Consider the following 26495-nt stretch of genomic DNA (forward strand, 5'->3'; position numbering starts at 1 on the left):
CAATCTGCAGCTTGTCTCTTTTTTCAAACGTCCGAGGCGCACCGAATGGCCAATTCCGACCAGCAGTCGAGCATGACGATTTACCTGCGGTTGCTGAAATACGTGCTTCCGTACTGGGGCTCTTTCGCCATCAGTATTATCGGTTTCGTGCTGTTCGCATCCAGCCAGCCGATGCTGGCAGACATGCTCAAGCATTTTCTCGACGCTTTGCAGAAGCCCAATGACACTCAGTTCATGGGCGTTTCGCTGGTACTCGGCGTGCCGTTGCTGATCGTACTCATTGCCGTCTACCAAGGCATAGGCTCATTCCTGGGTAACTACTACCTGGCCAAGGTTGCTCGTGGTGTTGTCCACGACCTGCGTTGCGCCCTGTTCGATAACCTGTTGACCCTGCCTAACCGCTACTTTGACAACCATAACTCCGGCCATCTGATATCCCGCATTACCTATAACGTGACCATGGTCACCGGCGCCGCCACGGATGCGATCAAGGTGGTGATCCGTGAGGGCCTGACGGTGGTGTTTCTGTTCGGTTATTTGCTGTACAGCAACTGGAAGATGACGCTGGTATTGCTGGCGATCCTGCCGGTTATTGCCGTTCTGGTGAGTAGTGCGAGCAAGAAATTTCGCAAACAGAGCAAGAAAATCCAGGTGGCGATGGGCGATGTGACCCACGTGGCCTCGGAGACGATCCAGGGCTACCGTGTGGTTCGCAGCTTTGGCGGTGAAAGCTACGAAATTGCACGGTTTCACAAGGCCAGCGCCGACAATATGAACCGCAGCCTGGGCATGACGCGCACCCAGTCGATCTATACGCCACTGCTGCAACTGGTGATTTATATCGGCATGGCCGTATTGATGTACCTGGTGCTTTATCTTCGCGGCGATGCCTCTGCTGGCGAACTGATTGCCTATATCACGGCTGCTGGTTTGTTACCCAAGCCTATCCGTCAGTTGTCGGAAGTCAGCGCCACGATCCAGAAGGGCCTGGCCGCAGCGGATAGCATTTTCGAGCAGCTCGACGAGGAACCGGAAGTCGATACGGGGACCATGGAGATGGCTCGTGTCAGCGGGCGTCTGGAAGTGCGTAACCTGAGCTTCCAGTATCCGGGTACCGAGAAGGTCGTGCTCGATGACATTTCCTTTACGGCCGAAGAGGGCCAGATGGTTGCTCTGGTGGGACGTTCGGGCAGCGGCAAGTCGACCTTGGCCAACCTGATCCCGCGTTTCTATCACCATGACCAGGGCCAGATCCTGCTCGATGGTGTGGATGTCGAGCAATATAAACTCACCAACCTGCGGCGCCACATCGCCCTCGTGAACCAACAGGTGACTCTGTTCAACGACAGCGTCACCAACAACATCGCTTATGGTGACCTTGCCGACGCGCCGTTCGAAGCCGTGCGCAAGGCGGCCGAAGATGCCTACGCCGCCGAGTTCATCGAGCAGATGCCTCAGGGGTACGACACACTGGTAGGCGAAAACGGCGTCCTCCTTTCCGGGGGGCAGCGTCAGCGTCTGGCGATAGCCCGTGCGCTGCTCAAGAACGCGCCGTTGTTGATCCTGGATGAGGCTACCTCGGCCCTTGATACCGAGTCCGAGCGCCACATCCAGGCAGCTTTGGATCAAGTGATAAAAGGGCGCACCACGCTGGTGATCGCTCACCGCTTGTCGACTATCGAGAAGGCCGACTTGATCTTGTTGATGGACAAGGGACGCATTGTCGAGCGCGGTACTCATGCCGAGTTGCTGGCACTCAATGGTTTCTACGCCCGGTTGCACGAGAAAGATTTCGTCGAAGGTGCCGAAGAGGCAACGAAGGAGTCCTTCGTTTGATTTTGAGTTACTGGCGGTCCTGGCGAGAAAGCGGTTGGACCCCCATTGATGCCGTGGCTTACGCCCAGGCCTGGCAACAGTTTGGCGGCAGCGTGGCCACTCACCCTGATGTGGTCGAGCGTCTGGCCGGGCTTGTCGGTATTCCGGTGCGTTATCTGGGCTGGTTCGTTGACGGTCAATTGTGTGCGGCGATCCCGACCTGGGGACGTCATGTGGCCTTATCCAAGGATGTGCTCAAGCGTGAGGGCAAGCGTGGCATGCTCGATCTTGGCAATGCCGAGATCATCCTGCCGATGGCCGAAGACACTCGGATTCGTGTACGACATCGCATGCGCTATGTGTCCGCACTCAATGCTCAGAACATCACCGGCCTTGCTGAGCAGCCTGAAGGTCTGGCGCTGGCCCGTGAGCCCGAGGATTACAGTAAGAAGTTTCGTTACAACCAGCGTCGCGAACAGCGTTTGCTGGAGGACGCGGGCGGCAGTATCCGGCCTATGCTGGAGCTGAGCGCCAGCGAACAGGCCGCCATCTATGCCGACCTGTTCCAACGCCGCTGGAACTTCGAAGCTCCGGGCAAAAAGCATCTGGCTGACGTGTTCGGGCTGATGCGTGAGTTCATGACCGGGTCCTTGATCTACCTGAACGATGAGCCGGTTGCGATTCAGATCCTGTATCGGGTCGAGGCGCCCAAGTGGACCAGTCTTGAATACATCAACGGCGGCGTCGACCCGCAGAGCCGCGAGTTCAGTCCTGGCAGCGTGCTCAGTTTCGTCAATACCCAAACCGCTTGGGAGCAAGCTCGAGCCTTGGGCAAGCCGCTGCGTTATTCGTTCGGCCGTGCCGATCGCGAATACAAGGATCGCTGGTGTCACCGGGTTCCGGTCTATCAGGTTTGAGCGAGGGTAAACAACCATGAGCGGACGCAAGCAGCTATTGCTCAAACGCCATCGTCAACGCAAACGCCTGATACTGATTGGCATGTTGCTGGTGGCGTCAGCTCTTGGTTTTTTTGTGTCGTGGTGGGCGTTGCCGCTGTTCCTGCTGCTGGGCTGGGTCGCCCACGAGGCCTGGTTTTGCGATCATCTGTTCTATGCTCCGAACGACGACTATCGTTATGACTTCCCGGCAGGCACGCCGCAGTTTCCCGCCATTTTGAACGATGGCCTCTTGCAGGTCGCGGGTGAGTTCAGTGCGGGGCAGACCCTGATTCTGCAGGTGCGGGTCAAAAGCCATTGGTTGGGGCGTTTTTTCGATCCTCAAGTATGGATCGGTGACGATCGCCAGGATCTGGAGCGCGGTGTTGCGGGTGAGCGTTTCCTCAATCTGTCCGGGCAGGATTCGCTGCTGACAAGCAGCGCCCTGAAAGTGCACGGCCGTTTTTGCAGCCTGGCGTCACAGGCGACTCTTCATGTCCTGAGCAACCCGGACTTTGGCCAGCAACGTTTGCTCATCATCGCCCCTCATGCCGATGATGCCGAACTCGCGGCTTTTGGTCTCTACAGCCGGGCCAGCGATGTGGCTATCGTCACGCTGACCCAAGGTGAAATCGAAGCCGATCACTATCGCGATATGGGGCTGGACGTGGCTCAAGCCGCTCGTCTGAAGGGCCGCCTGCGTAGCTGGGACAGCTTGGCGGTACCGTTGTGGGGTGGGGTGAGGCAACAGCAATGTGTGCAATTGGGCTACTACTGCCTGCAGTTGGGGGCAATGGCGCAACAGCCGGAGCGAAGCTTTGGCTCTCTGGAGTCGGGCGATAGTGATATTCGGGACGTGCGCCGGTTCAACACCCTGAGTCTGCCCGGTGACGTTGACGGCCAGCCCAATTGGCGCAACCTGGTGGCCGATCTGGTGCGACTGCTTGAGCATCACCGACCGGACGCGGTAGTGACACCTCACCCCGAACTGGATCCTCACAGCGACCATGTTGCCAGTACTCGCGCCTTGATGGAGGCAATTGAACTCAGTACCTGGCGCCCGCGTACCCTGCTGCTGTATGCCAACCACCTGCACGATAACGACCGTTGGCCAATGGGCCCGGCAGGCTATGGTATCGCCTTGCCTCCAGCCATCGAGCCGTTGCCGGCCGATGGGCTATGGAGCCCGCTGCTGGATGCGCCAACCCGCATGGACAAGGCGATGGCGTTAGGCATGCAACACGATTTACAGGGCCGTCCACCCTTCAAAAGACGACTGCGGCGAATGATCCAGCGGTTGTTGGCCGGGCGTCGCTGGCCTCGCACCGGGGAGGATGAGTTTTTCCGCAAGGCGGTGCGTCGACATGAGCTTTTCTGGACGCGTCCACTGGATGCGTCGCGAAAGGATGATTAACGAACCGTCGAAATGCGGTGTTCAGCCTATGCTTTGCTCTGGGCAATGAGTTGGGTATACGTGCGATGCAGCGCGGAGGCCGGTAAAACCCCGCGATTTCGGTTTCCGGGAGAGGCTCGGTTATGGACAGGACGACAAAGATATCGACACAACGGCCGCTGATTCGGCCTTCTGCGCTGACAGTCTCCCCGCAGGCACGGGCGGCGATCAAATCCCAGCGACCGCGATGTATCTGGCTGACCGGCCTGTCCGGAGCGGGAAAATCAACATTGGCCAATGCGTTGGAAGTACGCTTGCACGAGTTGGGGTTCCATACCTGCCTGCTTGACGGGGACAACCTGCGCCAGGGGTTATGCAGTGACCTGGGCATGAGTCCTGAGGCGCGCAAGGAGAACATCCGACGAATCGGCGAGGTGGCGCGATTGATGGTCGATGCCGGACTGATCGTCATTGTCGCGGCCATCTCCCCATTTCGGGCTGACCGTGAGGCCGCACGGCAATTGTTCTCCCCGGATACTTTTCTCGAGGTCTATGTGAGCACGCCTTTCGACGTTTGTGCCCAACGAGATCCAAAAGGCCTGTATCGGGAAGCGCGCGCGGGAAGGCTCAAGAATTTCACCGGGCTCGACAGCCCATACGAAGTACCGTTGACACCCGCTTGCGAAATCGACACCGACAAGCTGGAGCCGAGCCAGGCCTGCGACCGGCTGTGGGCGCTGTTGCACGACTAACGCATCCGGTTACAGCCATGGACGAGCCTTCGCCAACCCTGTGCTAATATCCCCGCCCTGTTCATTTTGTATGTGGGATGCTCCATGAAGTTGTCCATGCCGCGATTCGATCAAGCCCCTGTATTGGTGGTCGGCGATGTCATGCTCGACCGCTATTGGCATGGCGGTACCTCACGGATCTCCCCTGAGGCGCCGGTTCCGGTGGTCAAGGTCGAGCACATCGAGGACCGCCCCGGTGGTGCCGCCAACGTTGCCCTGAACATCGCGGCCCTTGGTGCGCCGGCCTCCCTGGTGGGCGTGACCGGTGACGACGAAGCCGCCGACAGCCTGACCAACAGCCTCAAGGGCGCGGGCGTGCGGGCGATATTCCAGCGCATTGCGCACCAGCCGACCATCGTCAAGCTGCGGGTCATGAGCCGTCACCAGCAACTGCTGCGGATCGATTTCGAAGAGCCCTTCGCCACCGACCCCCTGGCCCTCGGTGCCGAGGTTGATCGCCTGCTCGAAGGTATCAAGGTATTGGTATTGTCGGACTACGGCAAAGGTGCCTTGAAGAACCACCAAGTGCTGATCCAGGCCGCCCGCGCCCGTGGCATTCCGGTCGTGGCCGACCCCAAGGGCAAGGATTTTTCCATCTATCGGGGCGCGAGCCTGATCACGCCGAACCTCAGCGAGTTCGAAACCATCGTCGGTGGTTGCGTCGATGAGCACGATTTGGTCAACAAAGGCGCTCAGTTGATGCACGACCTCGACCTGGGTGCCTTGCTGGTGACACGTGGAGAGCATGGCATGACGCTGCTGCGTCCCGATCACCCCGCGTTGCACCTGCCGGCTCGTGCCCGTGAAGTGTTCGACGTGACGGGCGCCGGCGACACGGTGATTTCCACCTTGGCCGCCGCGATTGCCGCCGGCGAGGAACTGCCCCATGCGGTGGCCCTGGCGAACCTCGCGGCGGGCATCGTCGTCGGCAAGCTCGGTACGGCGGCCATCAGCGCCCCGGAACTGCGGCGCGCCATCCAGCGCGAAGAAGGTTCCGAGCGCGGCGTCCTGGGCCTGGAGCAATTGCTGTTGGCGGTTGACGATGCCCGTGCCCACAACGAGAGCATCGTCTTTACCAATGGCTGCTTCGATATTCTGCATGCCGGGCATGTGACGTACCTCGAGCAGGCCAGGGCCCAGGGCGATCGGCTGATCGTTGCGGTCAACGACGACGCGTCCGTGAGCCGTCTTAAAGGGCCGGGACGCCCGATCAACAGCGTCGACCGGCGCATGGCAGTTCTTGCCGGCCTTGGCGCGGTGGATTGGGTGATCAGCTTCAGCGAAGGCACGCCGGAAAATCTGCTGCGCCAGGTCAAGCCGGATGTACTGGTCAAGGGCGGCGATTACGGGATCGACCAGGTTGTGGGTGCTGACATCGTCGCGGCCTACGGCGGCACTGTGAAAGTATTGGGGTTGGTAGAGAACAGTTCGACGACAGCCATTGTCGAAAAGATCCGCAGCCATTGACGGGCTCGCTCCATACCCCCCGGGAAAGGCTTGCACCGCAAGCCTCTGCCTCCCCGGGCCGAGCCGCTCATAGGCCCCGTTTTCTTTCGTTTCGTGGTTAATAAGCTTATGAAAGTCATGCTCCTGGTAATGGATGAGCAGCGTGTGATTCTTGACCGGCTGTATGCAGTTGTGCAGGAGAACTGTGATGACTGTTCCGTCTATCGCCTGAGTAAACAGCAGCAGAAGCACCTCGGCCGGTTCCTGGCGTCGGTCAATTACGAAACTTTCGACCGGGTGGTGATTTTTTCTCGGGTCAAACGCCTAGCCCCGCAATTGAGTGTGTTGAAGTGCATTCCAGGGCTGATCTTCCTTGAGCACGACGCTTACCAAAACTACATGCCCGAAAGTAAATACAAGGGCGTCTACTCGCGTTTGTACCGCCGTCTGCCCAGTTGCCGCGCTCTGGTGTCGGGGGCCGTGTTGGCCCGCCGTATGCGGGCCGAGAACATCGATGCGGTGTTCGTTTCCAAAGGTTATGACGAGCAGATGCTGCGCAACACCGGCAGTGCCCGTGATATTCCCGTGGGGTTTCTCGGCAGCCTCAAGAGCACCGAATACGCCCAGCGCAAAGCGCTGCTTGACGCCCTGGTTCGACGCACCGGCATGCTCGTGACGCGGACCCAGTCGGGTAGCGAGTACCTGGAAACACTCAATCGCATCAAAATCTTCGTCAGCGCCGACCTGGGCATGGAGGAGTTCATGATCAAGAACTACGAGGCCATGGCTTGCGGATGCGTGCTGCTGGCCTGGAGTCAGGGCGAGGAAGATCAATTGCTCGGCTTTGAGGACATGGAAAACACCGTTTTCTATCGCTCCGAGGATGAGGCGGTGCAGAAGCTCGAGCTGCTGCAACGTGACCCGGAACTGGCCGCGCGGATCGCCCGTAATGGCCAGGCCTTCGCCGAAAGCCGATATTCCTTTGCACGCGTCGGACGGTCCTTGGCCGATGAAATCCAGCGTGAAATGCGTCCATGGCAAGCCCCTTCCGCATTAATCCGCTGGTGGGTCAAGTTGCGCTACGGCATGCACGTACCGGAATAGACGACATGAATGATCGTGTGCCTCAAGCCGGTGACGAAATGGCGCTTGATGAACTGCCTGGCGGTCATCAATCGCTATTGGGTGCATTGCCCCAGGCCTTGAAAGAGTGTTTGGACAGGGCTGCGCGGGTGGTGCTGATGGCCAATAATCCAGCGATCACGGCGGCCGACTTCCAGGCGCTCGATATCGGTCGCGACGATGTGGTCGTGACGTTCAACACCTGTGTGAAGGCAGCACTGCTCAACCCGCAGAGCGCTCATGTGTTCGTGCACGGTTTCAATGCCCCCGATGCCTATTTCTTCGGCCTGCCTTACAACCCCGAGGTGCAGCGTTTGTTCGACCTGCCCGGTGCGCGCTGCTTCACCATGCTGGTGGGGTGCACCGGGGAAATGTCACCGTTGCCGGGTGTGGCCCTGTATCGGGAGCGCATGCCGTTGCCGCCCTTGTGGAACTATCCGAGCGACAGGCCGGGTGGCAAGCGCTATGTCGGTCCTTCCACTGGTTTCAATGCGCTGGTGCTGTTCGATTGGCTGCGCGGACATGCAGGTTATACCTACCAGATCATGACCCTGGGCTTTTCCAACGAGGCGGGAAAGTTCTGGAGCGGGCACGCCTGGGATTATGAGCGGCAATGGCTGCTCACGTCTGATGTGATCGTCGTACCGTTGCAGCGCAAGCGTTGGTGGCAAGGTTGGTTTCGTCGCCGTTGAGTCAGATTGGCAAGGTCGAATAGCCTGATGCGATGCCGGCGAGGCAAGTTTTTTACGACAGGGGAAGGATGCGTGTTGAAAGTTGCGGTAGCCTTTTTTGGTATCCCGAGAAACTCGGAGATCTGCTTTCCCTCCATTCAGGAAAACGTCCTGGCGCAAATCCCGGCGGGCAGCGAAGTGCAGTGCTTTTACCATCTGTACAAAATCGACGAGATCCACAACCCACGCTCGGGTGAGCAAGGTGAGCTGGACGCGGATAACTATGCACCGTTCACCACCATGACCGGTCGGCTCGATCCTACCGATGGGGTTCTGGAGCGTTGGGACTTCGAGCGGGTCAAGGCCTTGGGCGATACCTGGGCGGACGAACACGCTTCGCTCAGAAATCTGATTTACCAGCTCAACTCACTGCACATCGTGACGGCCATGATGGAACCGTTTGATCCGGACTTCGTCCTGTTTGTGCGTCCCGACAATTTCTACCATACAGCGCTTCCCGCTTACGTGTTTGCTCACTCCGATGCTCGCCGGTTGAATGCCTACATTCCGGATTGGCAATGGTGGGGTGGCTTGAACGACCGTTTTGCGATCTGCGGACGTGACGCCTACAGGGCCTACGGCAAGCGCATCGAACGCATTTTCGATTTTTGCGCGGCGACGGGCAGGAAGCTGCATTCCGAGCGACTGCTCAAATACGCCTTGCAGCAGGCGCGGGTCAGGGTTTGCACCCTGCCGACCACCGCGTCACGCGTACGGATCAATGGCACGTTCGCCGAAGAGTCGTTCTCGCCCAAACGCGGTATGGGTAAGCGCGAGAACCGTTATTTTCATCTGTTCGCGCGGTGGTGCACCTACATGGATAAACGACGTTCCAGCTGACGCTATTTGTGCAGCGTTCCGCGAACCATACGCATCAGGCCCATGGCCTTCTTATGCAAGGTGGTCAGACCCTGGCGACGGGGCGGGAGCCTCTCCAGGCCCTGTTTCACGAGCCAATCCTTCCAGCGGATGCGCTCGTCGCGAACCACCCAGCCTTCCTGGCTGGCGAAGCTTTCAGCCAGGTGCAGGCCTCGGGTACTGGCCGGAACCAGTTGATCGCGCTTGAGCGTATACAGCTCACCTACCGGTTTGCCGTCTTCAAGCGGCATCAGGTACAAATCCGGTCGTTTACGGTCCAGGCGCGCCACCAACTGATCACCCTCAAGTCGCTCATCGACATGAAACAGGCTCAGGGACTTGGCTTCCTTGGGCACATCCAGACGCAAATCATAAATCAGCTGCAACGATGCCGTTGGCAGATGCACGTAGGCCCGTGGCCGCTCGATCAACTGCAGGTTGGCGCTACGCACCGGGCGGGCCGAGCCGGACAACGGTGTCAGGCGAAACGGCAAGGCTTCTCGGTAGTGCAGGGCCGTGGCGTAGGGGGCGGGCAGCCAAGTGTCGTTGAAACGCCCGCCGAGCCAGCCTTCCGGGGTTTCCAGCAGGCACTCCTCGGCAATTTCATTGATGGCGGTGAGCAGCGGCAGGTTCAGTTCATGGGCCGGGACGTAACCGGAAATCAACTTGAGCACCACGTCGCCGCGATCCTGCCGCCGCTGGCGCACCAGCACCCAATAGTCGCGGTTCTGCCAATGCAGGGTCAGGCGCACCGAGACGCCCAGGTTCGCCAACTCCAGGGAAAAACGCTCGGCATCGTCCACCGCCACCGGACGGCGACGTTGCAAGGTCTGGGAAAAATTCAAAGGCATCCCGACACTTTGGTAAGTCAGGCCTTCGGGTGTCGCTTCGACGAGCAGGGGCAGGGTCTTGAAGTTGCTTGGGTTCTTTCTGATGAGCGTACGCGGCATGTCGGCTCCTTCCTTAATGCCGCGCTAGGCGGCGTCAGTTCTTACGTAGGACCTTGGCGACGGTCGAGACGTTATGGGCGAGGTGCAGCGGATTGATGGTGCCGACAATAGCACTGGCGACCCCAGGATGCTCAAACAACAGTTCGAAGCTGGCACGAACCGGGTCCACACCCGGGCTCAGGCACACGTGACCGCTGGCCAGGGCTTTCTTCACCAGGATTGCTTTGCCGTGCTCGGCTGCGTAGTCAATGACAGCCTTCTCGTTTCGTTCGTTCAGATTGTAGGTGACCATTGCGCAATCGCCTTGCTCCAGGGCTTTCAAGCCGCCCTCGACGGTCTTGCCGGAAAAACCGAAGCCGCCGATCTTGCCCTCGCGTTTGAGCGCCGCCAGGGTTGGATAGACCTCGCTGTCGTTGAGGATTGCCAGGTCATTGCCGTCGGAGTGCACCAGCACCAGATCGATGCAGTCCGTTTCCAGGCGCTTGAGGCTGCGCTCCACCGAGAGTCGGGTATGGGCGGCACTGAAGTCATGGCGCGACTGGCCGTCGCTGAATTCTTCCCCGACCTTGCTGACAATCACCCAGTCGTGTCGCTGACCGCGCAACAGCGGGCCCAGGCGTTCTTCGCTGCGGCCATAGGCGGGCGCGGTGTCGATCAGGTTGATGCCCAGGTCGCGTGCCAGCTTGAGCAGCCTGCGCGCGTCGTCGTCGTCGGGAATCTGGAAGCCGCTGGGGTACTTGACGCCTTGGTCGCGACCGAGCTTGACCGTGCCCAGGCCCAGGGGGGAAACCATCGGGCCGGTCTGGCCCAGTGGACGATAGAAATCGTGCAGGGTCGGTTGGCTCATGGCAGCAGTTGCTCCCAGGCAGGCACGCCCATGGGCGGTTTCGGCAACTCCGGCAGTGGGGCCGGGTGGCTTGGCTGGAGGCCATCGCGTTGCAGCGCGCTGATCACCCGATCGGCGAAGTCCGGGGCCAGGGCCAGTTTGGTTGGCCAACCCACCAGCAGGCGATCCTGCTCGGCAAGGAAAGCGTTGTCCGGGCGGGTCAGGCCCGATTGCAGCGGTTCGGCGCGATCAACCCGCAATGTGGCCCATTGCGCGGTGCTGAGATCGACCCATGGCAGCAACTGGCCGAGTTCTTTCTGGGCCGCGGCGATCTGCGCGGCGGGCTCGCGGGCCACGGCGTCGCCTTCAGCGAGATCGCCGCCCAGGTACCAGACCCATTGACCGTCGGCGGCCGGATGGGTGGTCACGGTGACCCGTGGTTTGGGGCCGCCGCCCAGGCAGTGGGCGTAGAGTGGTTTGAGGCTCGGGCCCTTGACCAACACCATGTGCAGCGGCCGGCGCTGCATGGCTGGTTGGTCCAGGCCCAGGGCCTTGAGCACGTCGGCGGTGCCGCCCCCGGCGCTGAGGACAATGCGCTGCGCGCGGATCTCGCGGCCATCCACCTTCAGGCCTACCAGCTCGTCACCTTCGCGCAGCGGTTCGATGTGTTGCCCGGCCAGCAAACTGTCGCCGGCCAGCTCCGCCAGGCGGGCGATCAGGCTGGGCACGTCCACCACCAGTTCGGCCAGGCGATAGACCTTGCCCTTGAAGCGCTTGTCTTGCAGGGCCGGCGGCAGTTGCTCACCCTTGACCTGATCGACCCGCCCACGCACGGCCTTGCTGGCGAAGAAACTGGTGAGGTTGCCGGCCAGGGTGCCGGGGGACCAGAGGTAGTGGGCCTCGGACAGCAGGCGCACGCCGGACAGGTCCAACTCACCCGCGCCGCTCAAGGCTTCGCGCCAGCGCCGCGGCATGTCGGCGATGGCTTCCGAGGCGCCGGTCAGGGCCCCGTGCAAGGCGTACTTGGCGCCGCCGTGAATGATGCCCTGGGATTTGACGCTCTGCCCGCCGCCGAGGCTGGCGCTTTCCACCAACACGGTCGAAAAGCCCTGGCGGCGCAGGCGCGCATTCAGCCAGAGGCCGGCGACTCCGGCGCCGACAATCAGAACGTCGGTGGAAATAACGGATGGCATGCAGCGACCTCAGAGTTCAAGACGAGGGCGCAGTATACAGGCTCGGTGCAGAGGGCATTTGTTGATGATCAACATCGGCAGCTTGCAAGGAAAGCTTTTGTGGCGAGGGAGCTTGCTCCCGCTGGGTTGCGCAGCAACCCCATTTTTATGGGCGCTTCGCACCCAAGCGGGAGCAAGCTCCCTCGCCACAGAAGTATTCCAGCTCAAAGGATCGGTGTGTTTTCAGTGCCCGGCGGTCTTGGAGAACAGCTGAATCACCACGACCCCCAACACAATCAACGCCATCCCGAGCATCGCCGGCACGTCCAGCTTCTGCCCGTAGATGAACAATGCCGCCACACTGACCATGACGATCCCCATCCCGGCCCAGACCGCATACGCCACGCCCACCGGGACGGTGCGAACGACCAGGGTGAGCATCCAGAATGCAATCCCGTAGCCGGCGATGACCAGCAACAAAGGCACGGGTGTGCTCAAGCCTTTGATCGCTTTCATCGAAACGGTGGCAATCACTTCGGCGCAGATGGCGATGGCCAGGTAGTAGTAAGCGTTCATGGGCGATTCCTCTTTGAAGGTTGCGTCTTTCGATGTCGCCATTTTAGAGAGGCGGCAGATGGGGTAAAGTCATTACCTATCTGTTTAGAGGATAGGTTGAGCCATGAATGTTCAGTGGAATCTGGAGCAACTGCGGGTCTTTGTCGGTGTCGCCGACAAGCGTTCGTTTTCCGCCGTGGCCCGGGACCAGCGCAAGGCGCAGTCGGCCATCAGCAACGCGATTGCCCTGTTGGAAGCCGACCTGGGCGTTTGCCTGTTCGAGCGCAGCAGCGGCCGTCAGCCAATGCTCACGCAAGCCGGTGAGGCATTGCTGGAGGAGGCGCGCGAAGTGCTGCGTCAGTGCGAACGCCTCAATGGCCGGGCTCAGGCCCTGATGCGAGGGCAGGAGGCGCGCCTGCGCCTGGCTCAGGACGAGGCCATGCCCTATCAACCGGTCATCAACAGCCTGGTGGCCCTGGCCGAGCAATTCCCCACCCTTGAAGTTCAACTGGCCAGCGCCGCCCAGGGCGATGTCGCGCGCAAACTGGTGGAGCGTCACGCCGATCTGGGCCTGTTGTTCTACCACGACCGGATCCCCGAGGCGTTGGAACGCCGGGTGCTGGGCAGCGTCGAGATGGTGACGGTGTGCGGCCGAGAGCATCCCCTGGCCAATCACGCGTACGTAACCTGCCTGGAGATGGCACGGCATCGTCAATTGCTGATGGCGACCCAGTCCAGCGTCTACCCCGGCAGCGAGCAGGCCAGCCCGCAAGTCTGGCGGGCCGACAGTTTCTACGTCTTGGCCGAATGGCTGAGGTGCGGCCTGGGCTGGGCCTGGCTGCCACGGCATGTGGTGCAATACCCGGCTTATCTGGATGATATGGTCGAACTCAACAGCGAATGGATTCCACCGGCGCTGGTGGTGGAATTGGTCTGGCGCCGTGACGAGCCCCTGGGGCCGGCCGCCCGTTGGCTGGCGGAACGTTTTGCCGTGCAGTTGCAGGCGATCGGCTGAAAAACCGATAAACTCCGCCGCCATGAACAGAACTCTCTATAGCGCGTTGTTTTATCTGGGGCTGCCACTGGTAGCGATTCGGTTGTGGCTGCGGGCACGCAAGGCACCGGCGTATGCCCGGCGCATCGGCGAGCGCTTTTCCTGGGGCCTGCCGGCCATGGTGCCGGGCGGCATCTGGGTCCATGCGGTGTCGGTGGGCGAAAGCATCGCCGCCGCACCGATGATTCGTGGCTTGTTGCAACGTTATCCACAGTTGCCGATCACGGTCACCTGCATGACGCCCACCGGGTCCGAGCGGATCCAGGCGCTGTTCGCCAACGAGCCGCGCATCCAGCATTGCTATTTGCCCTACGACTTGCCCTGCGCCGCCAAGCGTTTTCTCGACCGGGTTCGGCCGTCTCTGGCGGTGATCATGGAAACCGAGCTGTGGCCCAACCACATTCACCAATGTGCCAAGCGTGGCATTCCGGTGGCCCTGGCCAATGCGCGGTTGTCGGATCGCTCGGCGCGTGGCTATGGGCGTTTTCCCCAACTCACCCGGCCGATGCTCGCCGAAATGAGCCTGTTCGCCGTCCAGACTGAAGTCGAAGCCGAGCGATTCCGTCAGTTAGGCGCCCGGGCAGAAACCGTCGAGGTCACCGGCTCGATCAAGTTCGACCTGACTATCGACCCGCAACTGCTGGAAAGTGCCAGCGCCTTGCGCCGCCAGTGGCAAGCCATGGAGCGTCCGGTGTGGATCGCCGCCAGCACCCATGAAGGCGAGGACGAAGTGGTGCTGGCCGCCCACCGTCGGCTGCTCGACAGCTATCCCGATGCGTTGCTGATCCTGGTGCCGCGTCATCCCGAGCGTTTTGACGCCGTGCACCAGTTGTGCGAAAGCCAAGGCTTCGCCACGGTCCGGCGCTCCAGCGCACAGCCCGTCACCGCCCAGACCTCGGTGCTACTGGGCGACACCATGGGTGAGTTGCTGTTTCTCTACGCGTTGGCCGACAGTGCGTTCGTCGGTGGCAGCCTGGTACCGAACGGCGGGCACAACTTGCTGGAACCGGCGGCACTGGAGAAACCGGTACTCAGTGGTCCGCATGTGTTCAACTTCCTCGAAATCGCCGGACAACTGCGCGCGGCCGGGGCGTTGCAGGAAGTCGACGATGCCCAAAGCCTGGCCCTGGCGGTACAGCGCCTGTTCGAGCTGCCCCGTGATGCCCAGCGCATGGCTGAGGCCGGATTGAAGGTGATGCGCACCAATCAGGGCGCGTTGCAGCGGTTGCTGGAGGGGTTGGGGCGGTTGATCGATTGAGCTTTTGTGGCGAGGGAGCTTGCTCCCGCTCGGCTGCGAAGCAGCCGTAAAACCGGCACCACGGTTCTGGCTGGCAGAACGCGGTGACTGGTTTTGGGCCTGCTTCGCAGGCCAGCGGGAGCAAGCTCCCTCGCCACAAGGGTGTCGTCGTTACTGCGCCGGCCGCGAGCGCAACTGCTGCGCCGCTGCTTGCGCAAGGTCCGGTGGCAGGAAGTCCCGGTCCGGGTTGTAGTCGGGCTTGAGATAACGTGACAGATCCTGCAGATCCGCCGGGCTCAACGTACCGGCGGCCTGCTTCAGACGCAGGTTGTCGAGGATGTAGTCGTAGCGGGCGTTGTTGTAATTGCGCACAGAGGTGTACAGCTGACGCTGGGCATCGAGCACATCGACGATGTTGCGAGTGCCCACCTGGTAACCGATTTCGGTGGCCTCCACCGCGCTCTGGTTGGAGATGATCGACTGGCGCCGGGCCTGGACCTGCTCCACATCGGTGTTCACCGCGCGGTGCAGGTTGCGAGTGTTTTCCACCACCTGTCGGCGCAGGCCTTCGCGTTGCTGTTCGGTCTGGGTGAGCTGCGAGTAGGACTCGCGCACCTGGGAGCTGGTCAGCCCGCCGCTGTAGATCGGAATACTCAGTTGCAAACCGATGGTGCGTTGCTCGGCATCGCCGCCGTAGCGCTGTCCGGTCGGGTTCGGGTTGGTGAAGCCGAGGCCGTCGTTGTCGCCTTTTTTGTACTGGGCTATCGCATCGAGGGTCGGCGCATGACCGGCCTTGCGTTGGCGCAGGGTGTCTTCGGCGGCGTCGACGGCGTAGTTGCTGGCCAGCAGGTTCAGGTTCTGCTTGGCCGCCGTGTCGACCCAGGCCTTGGCGTCGTTCGGTGTCGGCGGCAGGATCGGCAGGGTATGGACGATACCCTGGAGCGAGTTGTACTGGCGGTTGGTCAGGGTGATCAAGGCTTCGAAGGCGTCGTCGACCTGGCGCTGGGCGAGGATCCGGTTGGCCCGCGCCGTATCGTAGCTGGCCTGGGATTGCAGCACGTCGGTCTTGTCCGACAGGCCCACGTCGAAGCGCTCGTTGGACTGGTCGAGCTGGCGCTTGAACGCCGCTTCCTCAGCCTTGGTCGAGGCCAGGTTGTCCTGGCTGCGCAGCACATTGAAATAGCTCTCGGCGCTTTGCAGGATCATGTTCTGTTCGGTGGCCGACAGTTGTAGCGAGGCTTGTTCGTTGACGGACTTTGCCGCCTGGAGTTGGAACCAGCGGTCGGCACGGAAAATCGGTTGGGACAGCGTGGCCTGGTAAACCGTGGCGCTGCGAGTGGCGGTCATCGCCGGCTGGTCGAGCTCGGTACGGGTATTGTTCAGGTCGGCACCGGCCGAGAGGTTTGGTAACAACCCGGCGCGCGCCTGGGGCACCACTTCCTTCTGTGCGCCATATTGGGCGCGGGCGGCGGCCAGGTCGGCGTTGTTGTCCACCGCCTCCTGGTACACGCTCACCAGATCGGTTTTGGTGGTCAAGGGCGCTTCGGCAGCCCAGGCCATTCCATTGGACGCACAAGACACGGCAAGGGCCAGTGAGAGTTTGCGCAGCATGAGGCGATCCCTACTTCTCGAATGTTTGCGCACAAGCGGCGCGGCGTAGCGAGTGTAGTTGCGCACACGCGCGGCAACAATCCTGTATATGCGCCATTCATCACGCCTTTTGCCCTGGCGATGGCGTTCTCTCGTGGTTGTGTCTAGACTGGCCGGGTTCTTGTCGGGGTGCCTTGCTATGAGGCTGAGATCGAATAATTTCGGATCCCGTTGAACCTGATCAGGTTAGCGCCTGCGTAGGGAACAAGATTTCTCGTCACCCGGCGAGTCCTCTTGTGCTTCGTCCGGGATGTTGTTCTACAGTCGAACACACTCGAGCAGCAAGCACAGCGTCCGCACTTTCGTGCAGGGATGCGTCCATTCGTTACAGGTTCGCTCCGACAAAAATCCACTGCCTGGATGTGTGTCTGGAGAGCCCGTGATGACGACAAAATCAAAAAACGCGACCAACCTCAGCGATTCGGCCAAGGTCGATGAGCAATCGGTCCAGCCCTTTACCCGCTCGCAAAAAATCTATGTCCAGGGCAGCCGCCCGGACATCCGCGTGCCCATGCGCGAAATCAGCCTCGACGTGACGCCCACCGACTTCGGCGGCGAAATCAACGCGCCAGTGGTGGTGTACGACACCTCGGGTCCCTACACCGACCCGAACGTGATCATCGACGTGCGCAAAGGCCTGGCCGATGTACGTTCTTCGTGGATCGAAGCCCGTGGCGACACTGAGCGCCTGGCGGGCCTGAGCTCCAACTTCGGCCAGGAGCGCCTGGCCGATCCCGAACTGACCAAGCTGCGCTTCGCCCATGTGAACAACCCGCGTCGTGCCAAGCCGGGCGCCAACGTCAGCCAGATGCACTACGCGCGCAAAGGCATCATCACCGCCGAGATGGAATACGTCGCCATCCGCGAAAACATGAAGCTGGAAGTGGCCCGCGCCGCCGGCCTGCTGGACCAGCAACACGCCGGCCACAGCTTCGGCGCCAGCGTGCCGAAGGTCATTACCCCGGAATTCGTGCGTGACGAAATCGCCCGTGGCCGCGCGATCATCCCGGCCAACATCAACCACACCGAATTGGAACCGATGATCATCGGCCGTAACTTCCTAGTGAAGATCAACGGCAACATTGGCAACAGTGCGCTGGGTTCGTCCATCGAAGAAGAAGTGGCGAAACTGACCTGGGGCATCCGCTGGGGTTCGGACACGGTCATGGACCTGTCCACCGGCAAGCACATCCATGAAACCCGCGAGTGGATCATCCGAAATTCGCCGGTGCCGATTGGTACCGTGCCGATCTACCAGGCCCTGGAGAAAGTCGGCGGCGCGGCCGAAGACCTGACCTGGGAGCTGTTCCGCGACACGTTGATCGAACAGGCCGAGCAGGGCGTCGACTACTTCACCATCCACGCCGGCGTGCTGCTGCGCTATGTGCCGCTGACCGCCAAGCGCGTCACCGGTATCGTCAGCCGGGGTGGTTCGATCATGGCCAAGTGGTGCCTGGCGCACCATAAAGAGAACTTCCTCTACACCCACTTCGAAGACATCTGCGAAATCATGAAGGCCTACGACGTCAGCTTCTCGCTGGGCGATGGCCTGCGTCCGGGCTCGATTGCCGACGCCAACGACGAAGCGCAGTTCGGTGAGCTGGAAACCCTCGGCGAGTTGACCAAGATCGCTTGGAAGCACGACGTGCAATGCATGATCGAAGGCCCGGGCCACGTGCCGATGCAGTTGATCAAAGAGAACATGGACAAGCAGCTCGAGTGCTGCGACGAGGCGCCGTTCTACACCCTCGGCCCACTGACCACCGACATCGCGCCGGGCTACGACCACATTACCTCCGGTATCGGTGCGGCGATGATCGGCTGGTTTGGTTGCGCCATGCTCTGCTACGTGACCCCGAAAGAGCATTTGGGATTGCCGAACAAGGATGACGTCAAGACCGGGATCATCACCTACAAGATCGCCGCGCACGCAGCCGACCTGGCCAAGGGTCACCCTGGCGCGCAGATCCGCGACAACGCCTTGAGCAAGGCACGCTTCGAGTTCCGCTGGGAAGACCAGTTCAACCTCGGTCTGGACCCGGACACCGCCCGCTCGTACCACGACGAAACCCTGCCGAAGGACTCGGCCAAGGTCGCGCATTTCTGCTCGATGTGCGGGCCGAAATTCTGCTCGATGAAAATCACCCAGGAAGTGCGCGAGTACGCGGCTAACCAGCGCATTGAAGCGGTGGACGTGGACGTCGCCCAGGGCTTGGCGGAGCAGGCTGAGCGGTTCAAGAAGGAAGGTAGTCAGCTGTACAAGAAAGTGTGATTCGAGCTGATGGGGGCGGTGTTTTCACCGCCCCCATCGCGAGCAAGCTCGCTCCCACAGGGGATCTGCTGTGAACACAAAATCCGTGTACGCCGGTGATCCTCTGTGGGAGCGAGCTTGCTCGCGATAGCGGCCAGAAAAACAACAAATATCCCTCTGAGATGACAACCCTTGAACATCCAACCCAGCACCTACTCCCCCGACACCGCCGTCCCCCTGGACAAACGCGTCTTCGGCGCCCGCGATCTGTTTTCCCTGTGGTTCTCCCTCGGCATTGGCCTGATGGTCTTGCAGGTCGGCGCCTTGCTGGCACCGGGCTTGGGCCTGAGCGGTTCGTTGCTGGCGATTTTCCTCGGCACGCTGGTGGGCGTCCTGCTGCTGGCGGCCGTCGGCGTGATCGGCAGCGACACCGGCCTGTCGGCCATGGCCGCCCTCAAGCTCAGCCTCGGCGGCAAGGGCGCGAGCGTGCCGGCGGTGTTGAACCTGCTGCAACTGATCGGCTGGGGCTCGTTCGAAATCATCGTCATGCGCGATGCGGCCAGCCTGCTCGGCGCCCGCGCTTTCAGTGAAGGCAGCCTGGGCTCGAATCCGCTGCTATGGACCCTGTTCTTCGGTGCCTTGGCGACCTTGCTCGCAGTGAGCGGGCCGTTGACGTTCGTGCGTAAAGTCCTGCGCAAGTGGGGCATCTGGCTGCTGCTGGCGGCGTGCATCTGGCTGACCTGGAACCTGTTCGCCAAGGCCGATCTGGCGGCGCTGTGGACTCAGGCGGGCGACGGCTCGATGCCGCTGGCGGTGGGGTTTGATATCGCGATCGCCATGCCGCTGTCCTGGCTGCCGCTGATCGCCGACTACTCACGCTTCGGCAAACGCGCCAAAAACGTCTTTGGTGGCACTGCCGTGGGTTTCTTCATTGGCAACTTCTGGTTGATGAGCCTGGGCGTGGCCTACACCCTGGCGTTCGCGCCGAGCGGTGAAGTCAATGCGTTGCTGCTGGCCCTGGCGGGCGCCGGGCTGGGAATCCCACTGCTGCTGATTCTGCTGGACGAGTCGGAAAATGCCTTTGCCGATATTCATTCGGCGGCGGTGTCCAGCGGCATGTTGTCGGGGTTGAAGGTCGAGCACCTGGCCTTGGCGATCGGCGTCATCTGCACGTTGATCGCCTGCTTCGCACCGTTGGCGCAGTACCAGAACTTCCTGTTGCTGATCGGCTCGGTGTTCGCGCCGCTGTTCGGCGTGGTGCTGGTGGACCACTTCATCCTGCGCAAACGCAGCAGCCAGGTGTTGTCGTCCGCGTTGCGCTGGCCGGCACTGCTGGCCTGGTTGGGCGGGGTGAGCACGTATCACCTGCTGGCCAATTTCTACCCGGACATTGGCGCAACCCTGCCGTCGCTGATCCTGGCAGGGTTGCTGCAACTGTTGCTGGGCCGAGCCTTCAGCTACGGCCGGGGAACAGCTCGGGCTTGAGAATGCCGTTGAGGCGTGGGTAAGTGATCTTCAGTTCGATGTGGCCCAAGGCGTACGGCGCGATGGTGCTCACTTCGTACTTGAGGATCACCCCGCCGTAGGTCAGCGCCACGTTCGGGGTTTTCTGGAACGACCACTGTTTCAGAAACTCGGGTTCCTGATCCAGTTTGGTGCTGATCAGCCAGCTGTTGTGGGCAACCTGCGCGGCTTTCCAGAAGGCCTCTTCCTGGCCTGGCAGCAGCATGTCCGACAGCGTCAGGACTTTGTGCTGCGGACGCGAATAGTTGATGAAACCGCGTCCCGGCGTGCCGTGGGCACCACCGGTGTCCAGGTAGCTGGACAATTCGATGATCACCAAGCCGTCATGCTGCTCACGTACCTTGGCTTGCAAGTAACTGCTGTTGCCCGGGGCGGCGCTGCGCAAAAACTGCTCGCGATAGGCCGCCAGCGTCGGCGCCGCTGGAGTCCCCGGGGTGGTGCGGGTCAGTTCCAGCAGGCGTTTTTCGACAATGCCGTCCAGGGTCGGCTCGGCGGGAAAACGCAGGGTATCGATGTTCACCAAGGGGCAGTTGGCGCTGGCGCAGCCGGGTTGCAATTGCTCCGAGGCATCGCGGGTGGTTTCCAGCGGTGTGCGGTAGTTGGGTTGGAACAGGCTTTGGCAAGCGCCCAGGGTCAGGGCAATGGCGGCCACGGAGGCAGTTTTGAAAAGCGACATGGGCGTCCTTCATGGAACAGGGAAAGGCGAAAAGTTACCCGCTTCGACTGCCAGCAGGACAATCAGTTCGCCACTAAGCTCATTAGAGTTCTTTCACCTTCTGCCGTCTATCTCGATGAGTGGAAAGGGGCTGCATCAAACGGGACGGGCGCGTTAGGATGGCGCGAAGCCGAGGTTGGAACCTCGTATTGATCGACTGCACACGAGGATTGCCATGACCGACTTCGCCAACGCCACACCGAGTACCGTGGACATCGTCAAGCGCGAGAGCTGCTTCCAGGGTTTCTACAAACTCGACCGCGTCCACTTGCGCCACGAATTGTTCGCCGGTGGCATGAGTCGTGAAATCAGTCGTGAACTGTTCGTGCGCCATGACGCGGTGTGCGTCCTGCCCTACGACCCGCAGCGCGATGAAGTGGTGCTGATCGAGCAGTTTCGCGTCGGCGCCATGGGCAAGGCCGCCAACCCTTGGCTGGTGGAATTGGTGGCCGGCCTGATTGACAAGGACGAGCAGCCGGAAGAAGTTGCTCATCGCGAAGCGCAGGAGGAAGCTGGGCTTGTCTTCGCCGCCCTTTGGCCGATGACCAAGTATTTTCCATCGCCGGGCGGCAGTGATGAATTCGTACATTTATACCTGGGGCGTTGCGACAGCACGGGGGCTGGAGGCCTGCATGGTCTTGTGGAGGAAGCGGAAGACATTCGAGTGAAAGTCTGGGCTTTCGAAGATGCCTTGCAAGCTGTGCGCGACGGACGTATCTGCAACGCGGCCAGCATTATTGCCTTGCAGTGGCTGGCCTTGAACCGCGATGAAGTGAGGGGGCTATGGTCCTGAACAAGCTGCGCGATCGCTATCGTGTCGATCTGGTGGGGTTGCAGGCTGCCTGCGAGGCCAACTATGCCCGCCTGATGCGCTTGTTACCGGACATGCGCAACGACCCGGCACCCCGGCGCATTGCCGTGACCCACGGCGACCAGATGCTCGGCGTGCTGGCCCTCGAAGTGCTGCAAACCTGCCCGTACACCACAACATTGCAAGTGCGCCAGGAACACAGCCTGCCCTGGTTGCCGGTGCCGCAGCTGGAGGTTCAGGTCTATCACGATGCGTGTATGGCCGAAGTTGTCAGCGCCGAACATGCACGACGCTTTCGCGGCATCTATCCTTATCCCAATGCGTCAATGCACCAGCCGGATGAAAAAGCCCAGTTGAATCTGTTTCTGGGTGAATGGCTGAGTCATTGCCTGGCGTTGGGTCACGAGTTCGAAGTCGTTCGGTAGTTGTCGTTCAAATACTGGACACTGGTTGTGAACCGGTTCCGGTTCGCGGGTTTCCCCTTTCGATCTTCCCCAGCATAATTGCGGCTTCATCCAATGGCGTGAGTGCGCCTGGGAGAGAGCGATTTGCCGAACGTATCTATCCTGACCACCGCTGATGCTGCGTTGCTGGTCCAACTGTCCGACAGTCACCTGTTTGCCGAGGCCGACGGTTCGTTGCTGGGCATGAATACCCGTGACAGCTTGCGGGCGGTTGTTGACCTGGTGCTCAAGCAGCAGCCGAACATCGACCTGATGCTTGCCACCGGGGATTTGTCCCAGGACGGAACGTTGGAGTCTTATCAGGCGTTTCGGCAGATGAGTGGGCGAATCGATGCGCCGACGCGTTGGATTCCGGGCAACCATGATGAGCCGCAGGTCATGCTTGAGGCGGCGGTCCAGAGCACGCTGCTCGAGCCGGTGGTGGACATTGGCAACTGGCGTATCACGCTTCTGGACTCTGCCGTGCCGGGCTCGGTGCCGGGGTTTTTGGCTGAGGAACAATTGATTCTGTTGGCCAATGCCTTGAGTGAGGCGCCGGAGCGTCATCATCTTGTTTGTCTGCATCATCATCCGGTGTCGATTGGGTGTGGGTGGATGGAGCCTATTGGGCTGCGTAATCCGGATGCGCTGTTTGCGGTGCTGGATCGGTTTCCCCAGGTGCGCGCTGTTCTGTGGGGGCATGTGCATCAGGAGGTTGATCGGGTCCGTGAGGGGGTTCGGTTGTTGGCTTCGCCTTCGACTTGTATTCAGTTCGAGCCTGGGAGTGAGGATTTTGCGGTGGGCTCACAGGCGCCGGGGTATCGGTGGTTGCGGCTTTGGCCGGATGGGCGGTTGGAGACTGGGGTTGAGCGGGTGGTTGGGTTTGCGTTTACCCCGGACTATGAGTCCGACGGTTACTGAGTCTATTGAGTACATATCCGTTGTTGCGGTAACGGCCGCTTATGGTTTCGCTTTTACAGCGACTCACTTTCGAAGAGCGCGAAAGTAAGCAAAGCGCTTTTGCCCCACCACTCGGCACCTCGCCTAGGCTCGGTGTGCCCTCACTCCGGCATTGCTCCGTGGGCCCGCTGCGAAGGGCCATCCATGGCCCAGCGCAGCTATCCCGGCATCCATGCCGGGATGCCCACTGCGCAATACCTGCGTTCGGCCAGCGTGGTTAATGGGGCGCCCGAGATCAACGTCCACCGCGAGGCGGCCTTATAGCCGACCTGGTTTGGGGTGAACGCATTCCTCCTGTGGGAGCGAGCCTGCTCGCGAAGGCGATGTCATTGTTGATGAAGATATTGAGTTTGCTGGCCTCTTTGCGAGCAAGCTCCTTCCTACCGGGAGCTTTATTGCCCTTCAAGCCCGCGCTGTTCAATCACCCCAAAAACATCCGCCACATCCTGGACCATGATCCGGGCGATGTTGGCGATGGTATTGATGTCGGTCTCGGCTGAATCGCGCAGTGTGGTGCAGGCCATGAGTGTCAGGTAGTCGAGGGTGGCGTGCAGGCGTTCACTGGCGCAGGCGTGGAGTTCGGTCAATGGGGCGGTTTTATCGATGAACAGGACGGGGTGGGTGGTGGCGATTGGGGTTAGCGGGGTGAAGCTGTTGGACGATTGATTCGACGTCATAAGGTTGAAGTCCTCGAAGAAAAAGAAATGCCGTGTATTCCTCGATAGGGCTGCGAAACCCTCCACTGACCAAAGTCAGAAGGTGAACCGAACTATAGAAGGGGATTTTTGACGCAGCAACCGACCTGTAGGACGCCCACAACCCCCGTGGCGAGGGAGCTTGCTCCCGCTCGGTGGCGCAGCCGCCGTAAACCCTGGGCATGGGGTCGGTCTGACGAAAAGAGGGGACTGCTTCGCAGCCCAGCGGGAGCAAGCTCCCTCGCCACGGAGAGCAGATTCCTACGAGATTTTCAGAAGGCCGGGGGGACCATCAAAATCTCCGACCCTCCCACAAATCCTAGTCGGCTGTCAGGCCGCCATCGCGAGCAAGCTCGCTCCCACAATTGGAGCGGAGTACGACAAAGAGACAGGTCGGCTATAAGGCCGCCTCGGGCATGCTTTTGATCTTGGGCGCCCCGTTAAACCACGCTGGCCGAACGCAGGCATTGCGCAGTGGGCACCTCGGCATGGATGCCGAGGTAGCCGCGCTGGGCCATGGATGGCCCTTCGCGGCGGCCCACGGAGCAATGCCGGAGTGAGGGCATGCCGAGCCTAGGCGAGGCACCGAGTGGTGGGGCAAAAGCGCTTTGGTTACTTTCGCGCTTTTCGAAAGTGACCCGCCGTCAGGGCGGAACCCTAAGCAGCCGTTACCGCAGCAACGGATATACACCCGGTATCCCTAGGTAAATTCCCACGAGATTCCCGAATGCACACAGTTAAGTGTTGTGATCGATATCCAACTTACTGAACGTCACTTTCCCACCTTCGCTGGTATAGCCACTGTTGTCCTGCACGTAGACCCCAGCCTTGAAATACAACGGTTTGACCTTCCATTTGGAGCTGACGGTGGTGTACCAGCTACGACCCGCCGCAGTAATGCCCAAGTCGCCGGTACGATCCAGGTGGAGCCGGTAACTGAAGGACTGAGAAAGCTTCACGCCGGTGGCGACGGTAACAACCCGACCCTCATCGTCATCGGGGCGCATGCGGACCTTGGCAACGATGTTGCCGGTCTTGCCGTCGTCCTTGTACTGGTACTCCAGTTTCACCATGGGTTTGCTGCTGTCCTTGGCATGAATCTGACCGATCACGATCTTGCCGCTACTGGGCACTTGGTTGACGACCAGGGTCGCGCTCAATTTATTGTCGGCATCGGGATACAGCCAATTACGCAACGTGCCGTCTTTGTAGGTCTCTCGCAATTCACTGCGCGGGTAGACCGCGTTTTCAGTCTTGGTGCCGGTGACAGGCGACCAGAAATACACCGTACTGCCTTCGGAGTTGAAGTACTTATCCCTGAACCCATCCACCAACCGAGGGGTTTCGATGGTTTTCGGTGGACTGCCCTCGGGGATGCTCAAGTTCCAGGTTGCAAGATCGACCATGCTCGGATCCTTTCTGTACATAAGAAATGATTTACGCCACAGCCGGAGGCTCTAAGACGCGCTTTGGCAGACGCCAGGCGAAAGCAGGATCGAACGTTTTCACGTGATTCCGGCGGAGGGTTGGCGTCAGCAGACCGTCAGAGTTGCGTTTGCCGCTTTGGTGCCCGAGATAAATGACCGTTAGTCGGGCAGTCCGAAAATTTTTTGAACGATGGCGATATGGCACCGCACGCATGTTCCGTTATTGATCGAGCGTGAGAGGCGGATATCGAAGGGTGCGGGCGGGTCAGGCAAGCAGCATTCCTTGCTGCTGTGGCGCCATGAGCCGATTAGAGGTTGTGGTCAATATCCAGCAAGCTGAACGTCACTTTCCCGCCTTCGCTGACGTAGCCGGTGTTGTCCTGCACATATACACCCGCCTTGAAATAGAGCGGCTTGTCGCTCCAGGTGGTGCTGATGGTGGTGCTCCACTGGTAACCGGCACCATTGATGGTCAGCGCACCGGCCGGGCTCAGGTGAATCAGGTACGAGAACGACTGATTCAGCTTTATACCCGTGGCGATGGTAATGACCTGGCCTGCTTCGTCGTCGGGGCGGATGCGCACCTTGGCGACGATGTTGCCTGTGGAGGTTTTGGTCTTGTACTGGTATTCCAGTTTTACCATGGGGCTGGTGCTGTCTTTTGCGTGGATCTGGCCGATCACGATCTTGCCGGTGCTCGGCACCTGGTTGACGGTCAGCGTCGCGCTCAGTTTGTTATCTGCCGCCGAGTACAGCCAGTTACGCTGGGCGCCGTTGCTATAGGTTTCCCGCAGTTCGCTGCGCGGGTAAATCGCATTGGCGGTCGTGGCGCCGGTGACCGGTGCCCAGAAGAACACTGTGCCGGTGTTGGCATGGAAATACTCGTCTTGGAACCCTTGCACCAGTTGGGAAGTTTCGATGGTCGTCGGTGGGCTGCCTTCGGGGATGCTCAAGTTCCAGGTTGCTAGATCAATCATGATCGAATCCTACGTAACGGGGTAAAAATGCTGAATGCCCAGCGAGAGCCTCTAGCTCAGGCTTTTTGGGCGTATCGATCACGCAGGGCGATGATTTTTTGATGACCGTCCGGCGGATGATTGACGTCAATTGTCTGTCGTAGGTGTCGTTGCAGGT

Annotated in this window: 24 protein-coding genes and 1 riboswitch; of the genes, 15 read left to right on the top strand and 9 right to left on the bottom strand. The window is 60.5% G+C overall.

Annotated features, from left to right (window positions below; all coding sequences use genetic code 11):
• The first annotated feature begins 45 nt into the window (after positions 1 to 45).
• The 8 genes from msbA (at position 46) to QNH97_RS02270 (ending at position 9073) form a co-directional block, all read left to right on the top strand.
• A complete protein-coding gene (gene msbA, locus QNH97_RS02235; RefSeq protein ID WP_283555406.1) occupies positions 46 to 1836 on the top strand; it encodes a lipid A export permease/ATP-binding protein MsbA in 1791 nt (596 codons plus the stop codon).
• On the top strand, positions 1836 to 2732 hold the full coding sequence (locus QNH97_RS02240; RefSeq protein WP_283557591.1) for a GNAT family N-acetyltransferase: 897 nt from the start codon (positions 1836 to 1838) through the stop codon (positions 2730 to 2732). Before msbA ends, QNH97_RS02240 begins: the two co-directional genes overlap by 1 nt.
• Positions 2733 to 2748: 16 nt before the next feature.
• Positions 2749 to 4164 (top strand): PIG-L deacetylase family protein, encoded by a 1416-nt coding sequence (locus QNH97_RS02245; protein WP_283555407.1) that lies wholly within the window; start codon positions 2749 to 2751, stop codon positions 4162 to 4164.
• Between the two features lie 122 nt (positions 4165 to 4286).
• Positions 4287 to 4895 carry an adenylyl-sulfate kinase gene (gene cysC, locus QNH97_RS02250; protein ID WP_283555408.1) on the top strand — a complete coding sequence of 203 codons (609 nt, stop codon included), beginning with the start codon at positions 4287 to 4289 and terminating at the stop codon, positions 4893 to 4895.
• A gap of 84 nt (positions 4896 to 4979) precedes the next feature.
• Entirely contained in the window at positions 4980 to 6401 is a 1422-nt protein-coding gene (gene hldE / locus QNH97_RS02255; RefSeq protein ID WP_283555409.1) for a bifunctional D-glycero-beta-D-manno-heptose-7-phosphate kinase/D-glycero-beta-D-manno-heptose 1-phosphate adenylyltransferase HldE, read from the top strand.
• 108 nt (positions 6402 to 6509) lie between these two features.
• Positions 6510 to 7484: a glycosyltransferase family protein gene (locus QNH97_RS02260; protein WP_283555410.1), complete on the top strand. Its 975-nt coding sequence runs from the start codon at positions 6510 to 6512 to the stop codon at positions 7482 to 7484.
• A 5-nt stretch (positions 7485 to 7489) separates the two neighbouring features.
• On the top strand, positions 7490 to 8194 hold the full coding sequence (locus QNH97_RS02265; protein ID WP_283555411.1) for a hypothetical protein: 705 nt from the start codon (positions 7490 to 7492) through the stop codon (positions 8192 to 8194).
• Between the two features lie 72 nt (positions 8195 to 8266).
• Entirely contained in the window at positions 8267 to 9073 is an 807-nt protein-coding gene (locus QNH97_RS02270; protein WP_283555412.1) for a hypothetical protein, read from the top strand.
• Between the two features lie 2 nt (positions 9074 to 9075).
• Here QNH97_RS02270 and QNH97_RS02275 read toward each other — a convergent pair whose 3' ends face one another.
• The 4 genes from QNH97_RS02275 to QNH97_RS02290 all read right to left on the bottom strand — a co-directional run bounded on the left by QNH97_RS02275 (position 9076) and on the right by QNH97_RS02290 (position 12615).
• Positions 9076 to 10041, bottom strand: a complete 966-nt coding sequence (locus QNH97_RS02275; RefSeq protein ID WP_283555413.1) for a metal ABC transporter ATPase — start codon at positions 10039 to 10041, stop codon at positions 9076 to 9078.
• Between the two features lie 34 nt (positions 10042 to 10075).
• Positions 10076 to 10888: an aldo/keto reductase gene (locus tag QNH97_RS02280; RefSeq protein WP_283555414.1), complete on the bottom strand. Its 813-nt coding sequence runs from the start codon at positions 10886 to 10888 to the stop codon at positions 10076 to 10078.
• On the bottom strand, positions 10885 to 12060 hold the full coding sequence (locus tag QNH97_RS02285; RefSeq protein ID WP_283555415.1) for an NAD(P)/FAD-dependent oxidoreductase: 1176 nt from the start codon (positions 12058 to 12060) through the stop codon (positions 10885 to 10887). The genes QNH97_RS02280 and QNH97_RS02285 overlap by 4 nt, the downstream gene beginning before the upstream one ends.
• 222 nt (positions 12061 to 12282) lie before the next feature.
• Entirely contained in the window at positions 12283 to 12615 is a 333-nt protein-coding gene (locus QNH97_RS02290) for a DMT family transporter (RefSeq protein WP_283555416.1), read from the bottom strand.
• Between the two features lie 103 nt (positions 12616 to 12718).
• Between QNH97_RS02290 and QNH97_RS02295 the strand changes: the two genes are divergently transcribed.
• Positions 12719 to 13609 carry a LysR family transcriptional regulator gene (locus tag QNH97_RS02295; protein WP_283555417.1) on the top strand — a complete coding sequence of 297 codons (891 nt, stop codon included), beginning with the start codon at positions 12719 to 12721 and terminating at the stop codon, positions 13607 to 13609.
• Positions 13610 to 13631: 22 nt separating this feature from the next.
• Complete coding sequence (gene waaA / locus QNH97_RS02300) at positions 13632 to 14906, top strand: lipid IV(A) 3-deoxy-D-manno-octulosonic acid transferase (RefSeq protein WP_283555418.1); 1275 nt, start codon at positions 13632 to 13634, stop codon at positions 14904 to 14906.
• A 150-nt stretch (positions 14907 to 15056) separates the two neighbouring features.
• On the opposite strand, the gene QNH97_RS02305 is transcribed toward waaA, so the two are convergent.
• A complete protein-coding gene (locus tag QNH97_RS02305) occupies positions 15057 to 16496 on the bottom strand; it encodes a TolC family outer membrane protein (RefSeq protein ID WP_283555419.1) in 1440 nt (479 codons plus the stop codon).
• A 154-nt stretch (positions 16497 to 16650) separates the two neighbouring features.
• A riboswitch (TPP riboswitch) is annotated at positions 16651 to 16756 on the top strand.
• Between the two features lie 161 nt (positions 16757 to 16917).
• On the opposite strand from QNH97_RS02305, the gene thiC reads away from it, so the two are divergent.
• Together thiC and cytX are read left to right on the top strand one after the other, a co-directional pair.
• Positions 16918 to 18807: a phosphomethylpyrimidine synthase ThiC gene (gene thiC, locus QNH97_RS02310; protein ID WP_283555420.1), complete on the top strand. Its 1890-nt coding sequence runs from the start codon at positions 16918 to 16920 to the stop codon at positions 18805 to 18807.
• A 171-nt stretch (positions 18808 to 18978) separates the two neighbouring features.
• Positions 18979 to 20271: a putative hydroxymethylpyrimidine transporter CytX gene (cytX, locus tag QNH97_RS02315; protein ID WP_283555421.1), complete on the top strand. Its 1293-nt coding sequence runs from the start codon at positions 18979 to 18981 to the stop codon at positions 20269 to 20271.
• On the opposite strand, the gene QNH97_RS02320 is transcribed toward cytX, so the two are convergent.
• The gene (locus QNH97_RS02320; protein WP_283555422.1) at positions 20240 to 20986 is read right to left on the bottom strand and encodes a DUF3298 domain-containing protein; all 747 of its coding nucleotides are present in this window, start codon (positions 20984 to 20986) and stop codon (positions 20240 to 20242) included. The genes cytX and QNH97_RS02320 overlap by 32 nt on opposite strands.
• A gap of 214 nt (positions 20987 to 21200) precedes the next feature.
• Here QNH97_RS02320 and QNH97_RS02325 point away from each other — a divergent pair, with 214 nt between their 5' ends.
• The 3 genes from QNH97_RS02325 (at position 21201) to cpdA (ending at position 23200) form a co-directional block, all read left to right on the top strand.
• Positions 21201 to 21818, top strand: a complete 618-nt coding sequence (locus QNH97_RS02325; RefSeq protein WP_283555423.1) for an NUDIX domain-containing protein — start codon at positions 21201 to 21203, stop codon at positions 21816 to 21818.
• Positions 21809 to 22261: a DUF1249 domain-containing protein gene (locus tag QNH97_RS02330; RefSeq protein WP_283555424.1), complete on the top strand. Its 453-nt coding sequence runs from the start codon at positions 21809 to 21811 to the stop codon at positions 22259 to 22261. Before QNH97_RS02325 ends, QNH97_RS02330 begins: the two co-directional genes overlap by 10 nt.
• Positions 22262 to 22384: 123 nt before the next feature.
• A complete protein-coding gene (gene cpdA / locus QNH97_RS02335; protein ID WP_283555425.1) occupies positions 22385 to 23200 on the top strand; it encodes a 3',5'-cyclic-AMP phosphodiesterase in 816 nt (271 codons plus the stop codon).
• Positions 23201 to 23631: 431 nt separating this feature from the next.
• Here cpdA and QNH97_RS02340 read toward each other — a convergent pair whose 3' ends face one another.
• The 3 genes from QNH97_RS02340 to QNH97_RS02350 form a co-directional block, all read right to left on the bottom strand.
• Positions 23632 to 23916, bottom strand: coding sequence for a fructose-bisphosphate aldolase (locus QNH97_RS02340; protein WP_283555426.1), 285 nt, complete (start codon positions 23914 to 23916; stop codon positions 23632 to 23634).
• A gap of 755 nt (positions 23917 to 24671) precedes the next feature.
• Positions 24672 to 25340: a polysaccharide lyase family 7 protein gene (locus QNH97_RS02345; RefSeq protein ID WP_283555427.1), complete on the bottom strand. Its 669-nt coding sequence runs from the start codon at positions 25338 to 25340 to the stop codon at positions 24672 to 24674.
• Between the two features lie 329 nt (positions 25341 to 25669).
• Positions 25670 to 26338, bottom strand: coding sequence for a polysaccharide lyase family 7 protein (locus QNH97_RS02350; protein ID WP_283555428.1), 669 nt, complete (start codon positions 26336 to 26338; stop codon positions 25670 to 25672).
• Positions 26339 to 26495: the final 157 nt, after the last annotated feature.

Source organism: Pseudomonas sp. G2-4 (genome assembly GCF_030064125.1).
Lineage (GTDB): Bacteria > Pseudomonadota > Gammaproteobacteria > Pseudomonadales > Pseudomonadaceae > Aquipseudomonas.

Excerpts from the sequence above, each read along its gene's own strand:
- msbA (WP_283555406.1), top strand. The coding sequence starts at position 46 with ATGGCCAATTCCGACCAGCAGTCGAGCATGACGATTTACCTGCGGTTG.
- QNH97_RS02280 (WP_283555414.1), bottom strand. The coding sequence starts at position 10,888 with ATGAGCCAACCGACCCTGCACGATTTCTATCGTCCACTGGGCCAGACC.
- QNH97_RS02290 (WP_283555416.1), bottom strand. The coding sequence starts at position 12,615 with ATGAACGCTTACTACTACCTGGCCATCGCCATCTGCGCCGAAGTGATT.
- QNH97_RS02245 (WP_283555407.1), top strand. The coding sequence starts at position 2,749 with ATGAGCGGACGCAAGCAGCTATTGCTCAAACGCCATCGTCAACGCAAA.
- QNH97_RS02265 (WP_283555411.1), top strand. The coding sequence starts at position 7,490 with ATGAATGATCGTGTGCCTCAAGCCGGTGACGAAATGGCGCTTGATGAA.
- QNH97_RS02325 (WP_283555423.1), top strand. The coding sequence starts at position 21,201 with ATGACCGACTTCGCCAACGCCACACCGAGTACCGTGGACATCGTCAAG.
- QNH97_RS02350 (WP_283555428.1), bottom strand. The coding sequence starts at position 26,338 with ATGATTGATCTAGCAACCTGGAACTTGAGCATCCCCGAAGGCAGCCCA.
- QNH97_RS02275 (WP_283555413.1), bottom strand. The coding sequence starts at position 10,041 with ATGCCGCGTACGCTCATCAGAAAGAACCCAAGCAACTTCAAGACCCTG.
- QNH97_RS02320 (WP_283555422.1), bottom strand. The coding sequence starts at position 20,986 with ATGTCGCTTTTCAAAACTGCCTCCGTGGCCGCCATTGCCCTGACCCTG.
- hldE (WP_283555409.1), top strand. The coding sequence starts at position 4,980 with ATGAAGTTGTCCATGCCGCGATTCGATCAAGCCCCTGTATTGGTGGTC.
- QNH97_RS02295 (WP_283555417.1), top strand. The coding sequence starts at position 12,719 with ATGAATGTTCAGTGGAATCTGGAGCAACTGCGGGTCTTTGTCGGTGTC.
- QNH97_RS02345 (WP_283555427.1), bottom strand. The coding sequence starts at position 25,340 with ATGGTCGATCTTGCAACCTGGAACTTGAGCATCCCCGAGGGCAGTCCA.
- thiC (WP_283555420.1), top strand. The coding sequence starts at position 16,918 with ATGACGACAAAATCAAAAAACGCGACCAACCTCAGCGATTCGGCCAAG.
- QNH97_RS02330 (WP_283555424.1), top strand. The coding sequence starts at position 21,809 with ATGGTCCTGAACAAGCTGCGCGATCGCTATCGTGTCGATCTGGTGGGG.
- QNH97_RS02305 (WP_283555419.1), bottom strand. The coding sequence starts at position 16,496 with ATGCTGCGCAAACTCTCACTGGCCCTTGCCGTGTCTTGTGCGTCCAAT.
- QNH97_RS02285 (WP_283555415.1), bottom strand. The coding sequence starts at position 12,060 with ATGCCATCCGTTATTTCCACCGACGTTCTGATTGTCGGCGCCGGAGTC.
- QNH97_RS02260 (WP_283555410.1), top strand. The coding sequence starts at position 6,510 with ATGAAAGTCATGCTCCTGGTAATGGATGAGCAGCGTGTGATTCTTGAC.
- cysC (WP_283555408.1), top strand. The coding sequence starts at position 4,287 with ATGGACAGGACGACAAAGATATCGACACAACGGCCGCTGATTCGGCCT.
- waaA (WP_283555418.1), top strand. The coding sequence starts at position 13,632 with ATGAACAGAACTCTCTATAGCGCGTTGTTTTATCTGGGGCTGCCACTG.
- QNH97_RS02340 (WP_283555426.1), bottom strand. The coding sequence starts at position 23,916 with ATGACGTCGAATCAATCGTCCAACAGCTTCACCCCGCTAACCCCAATC.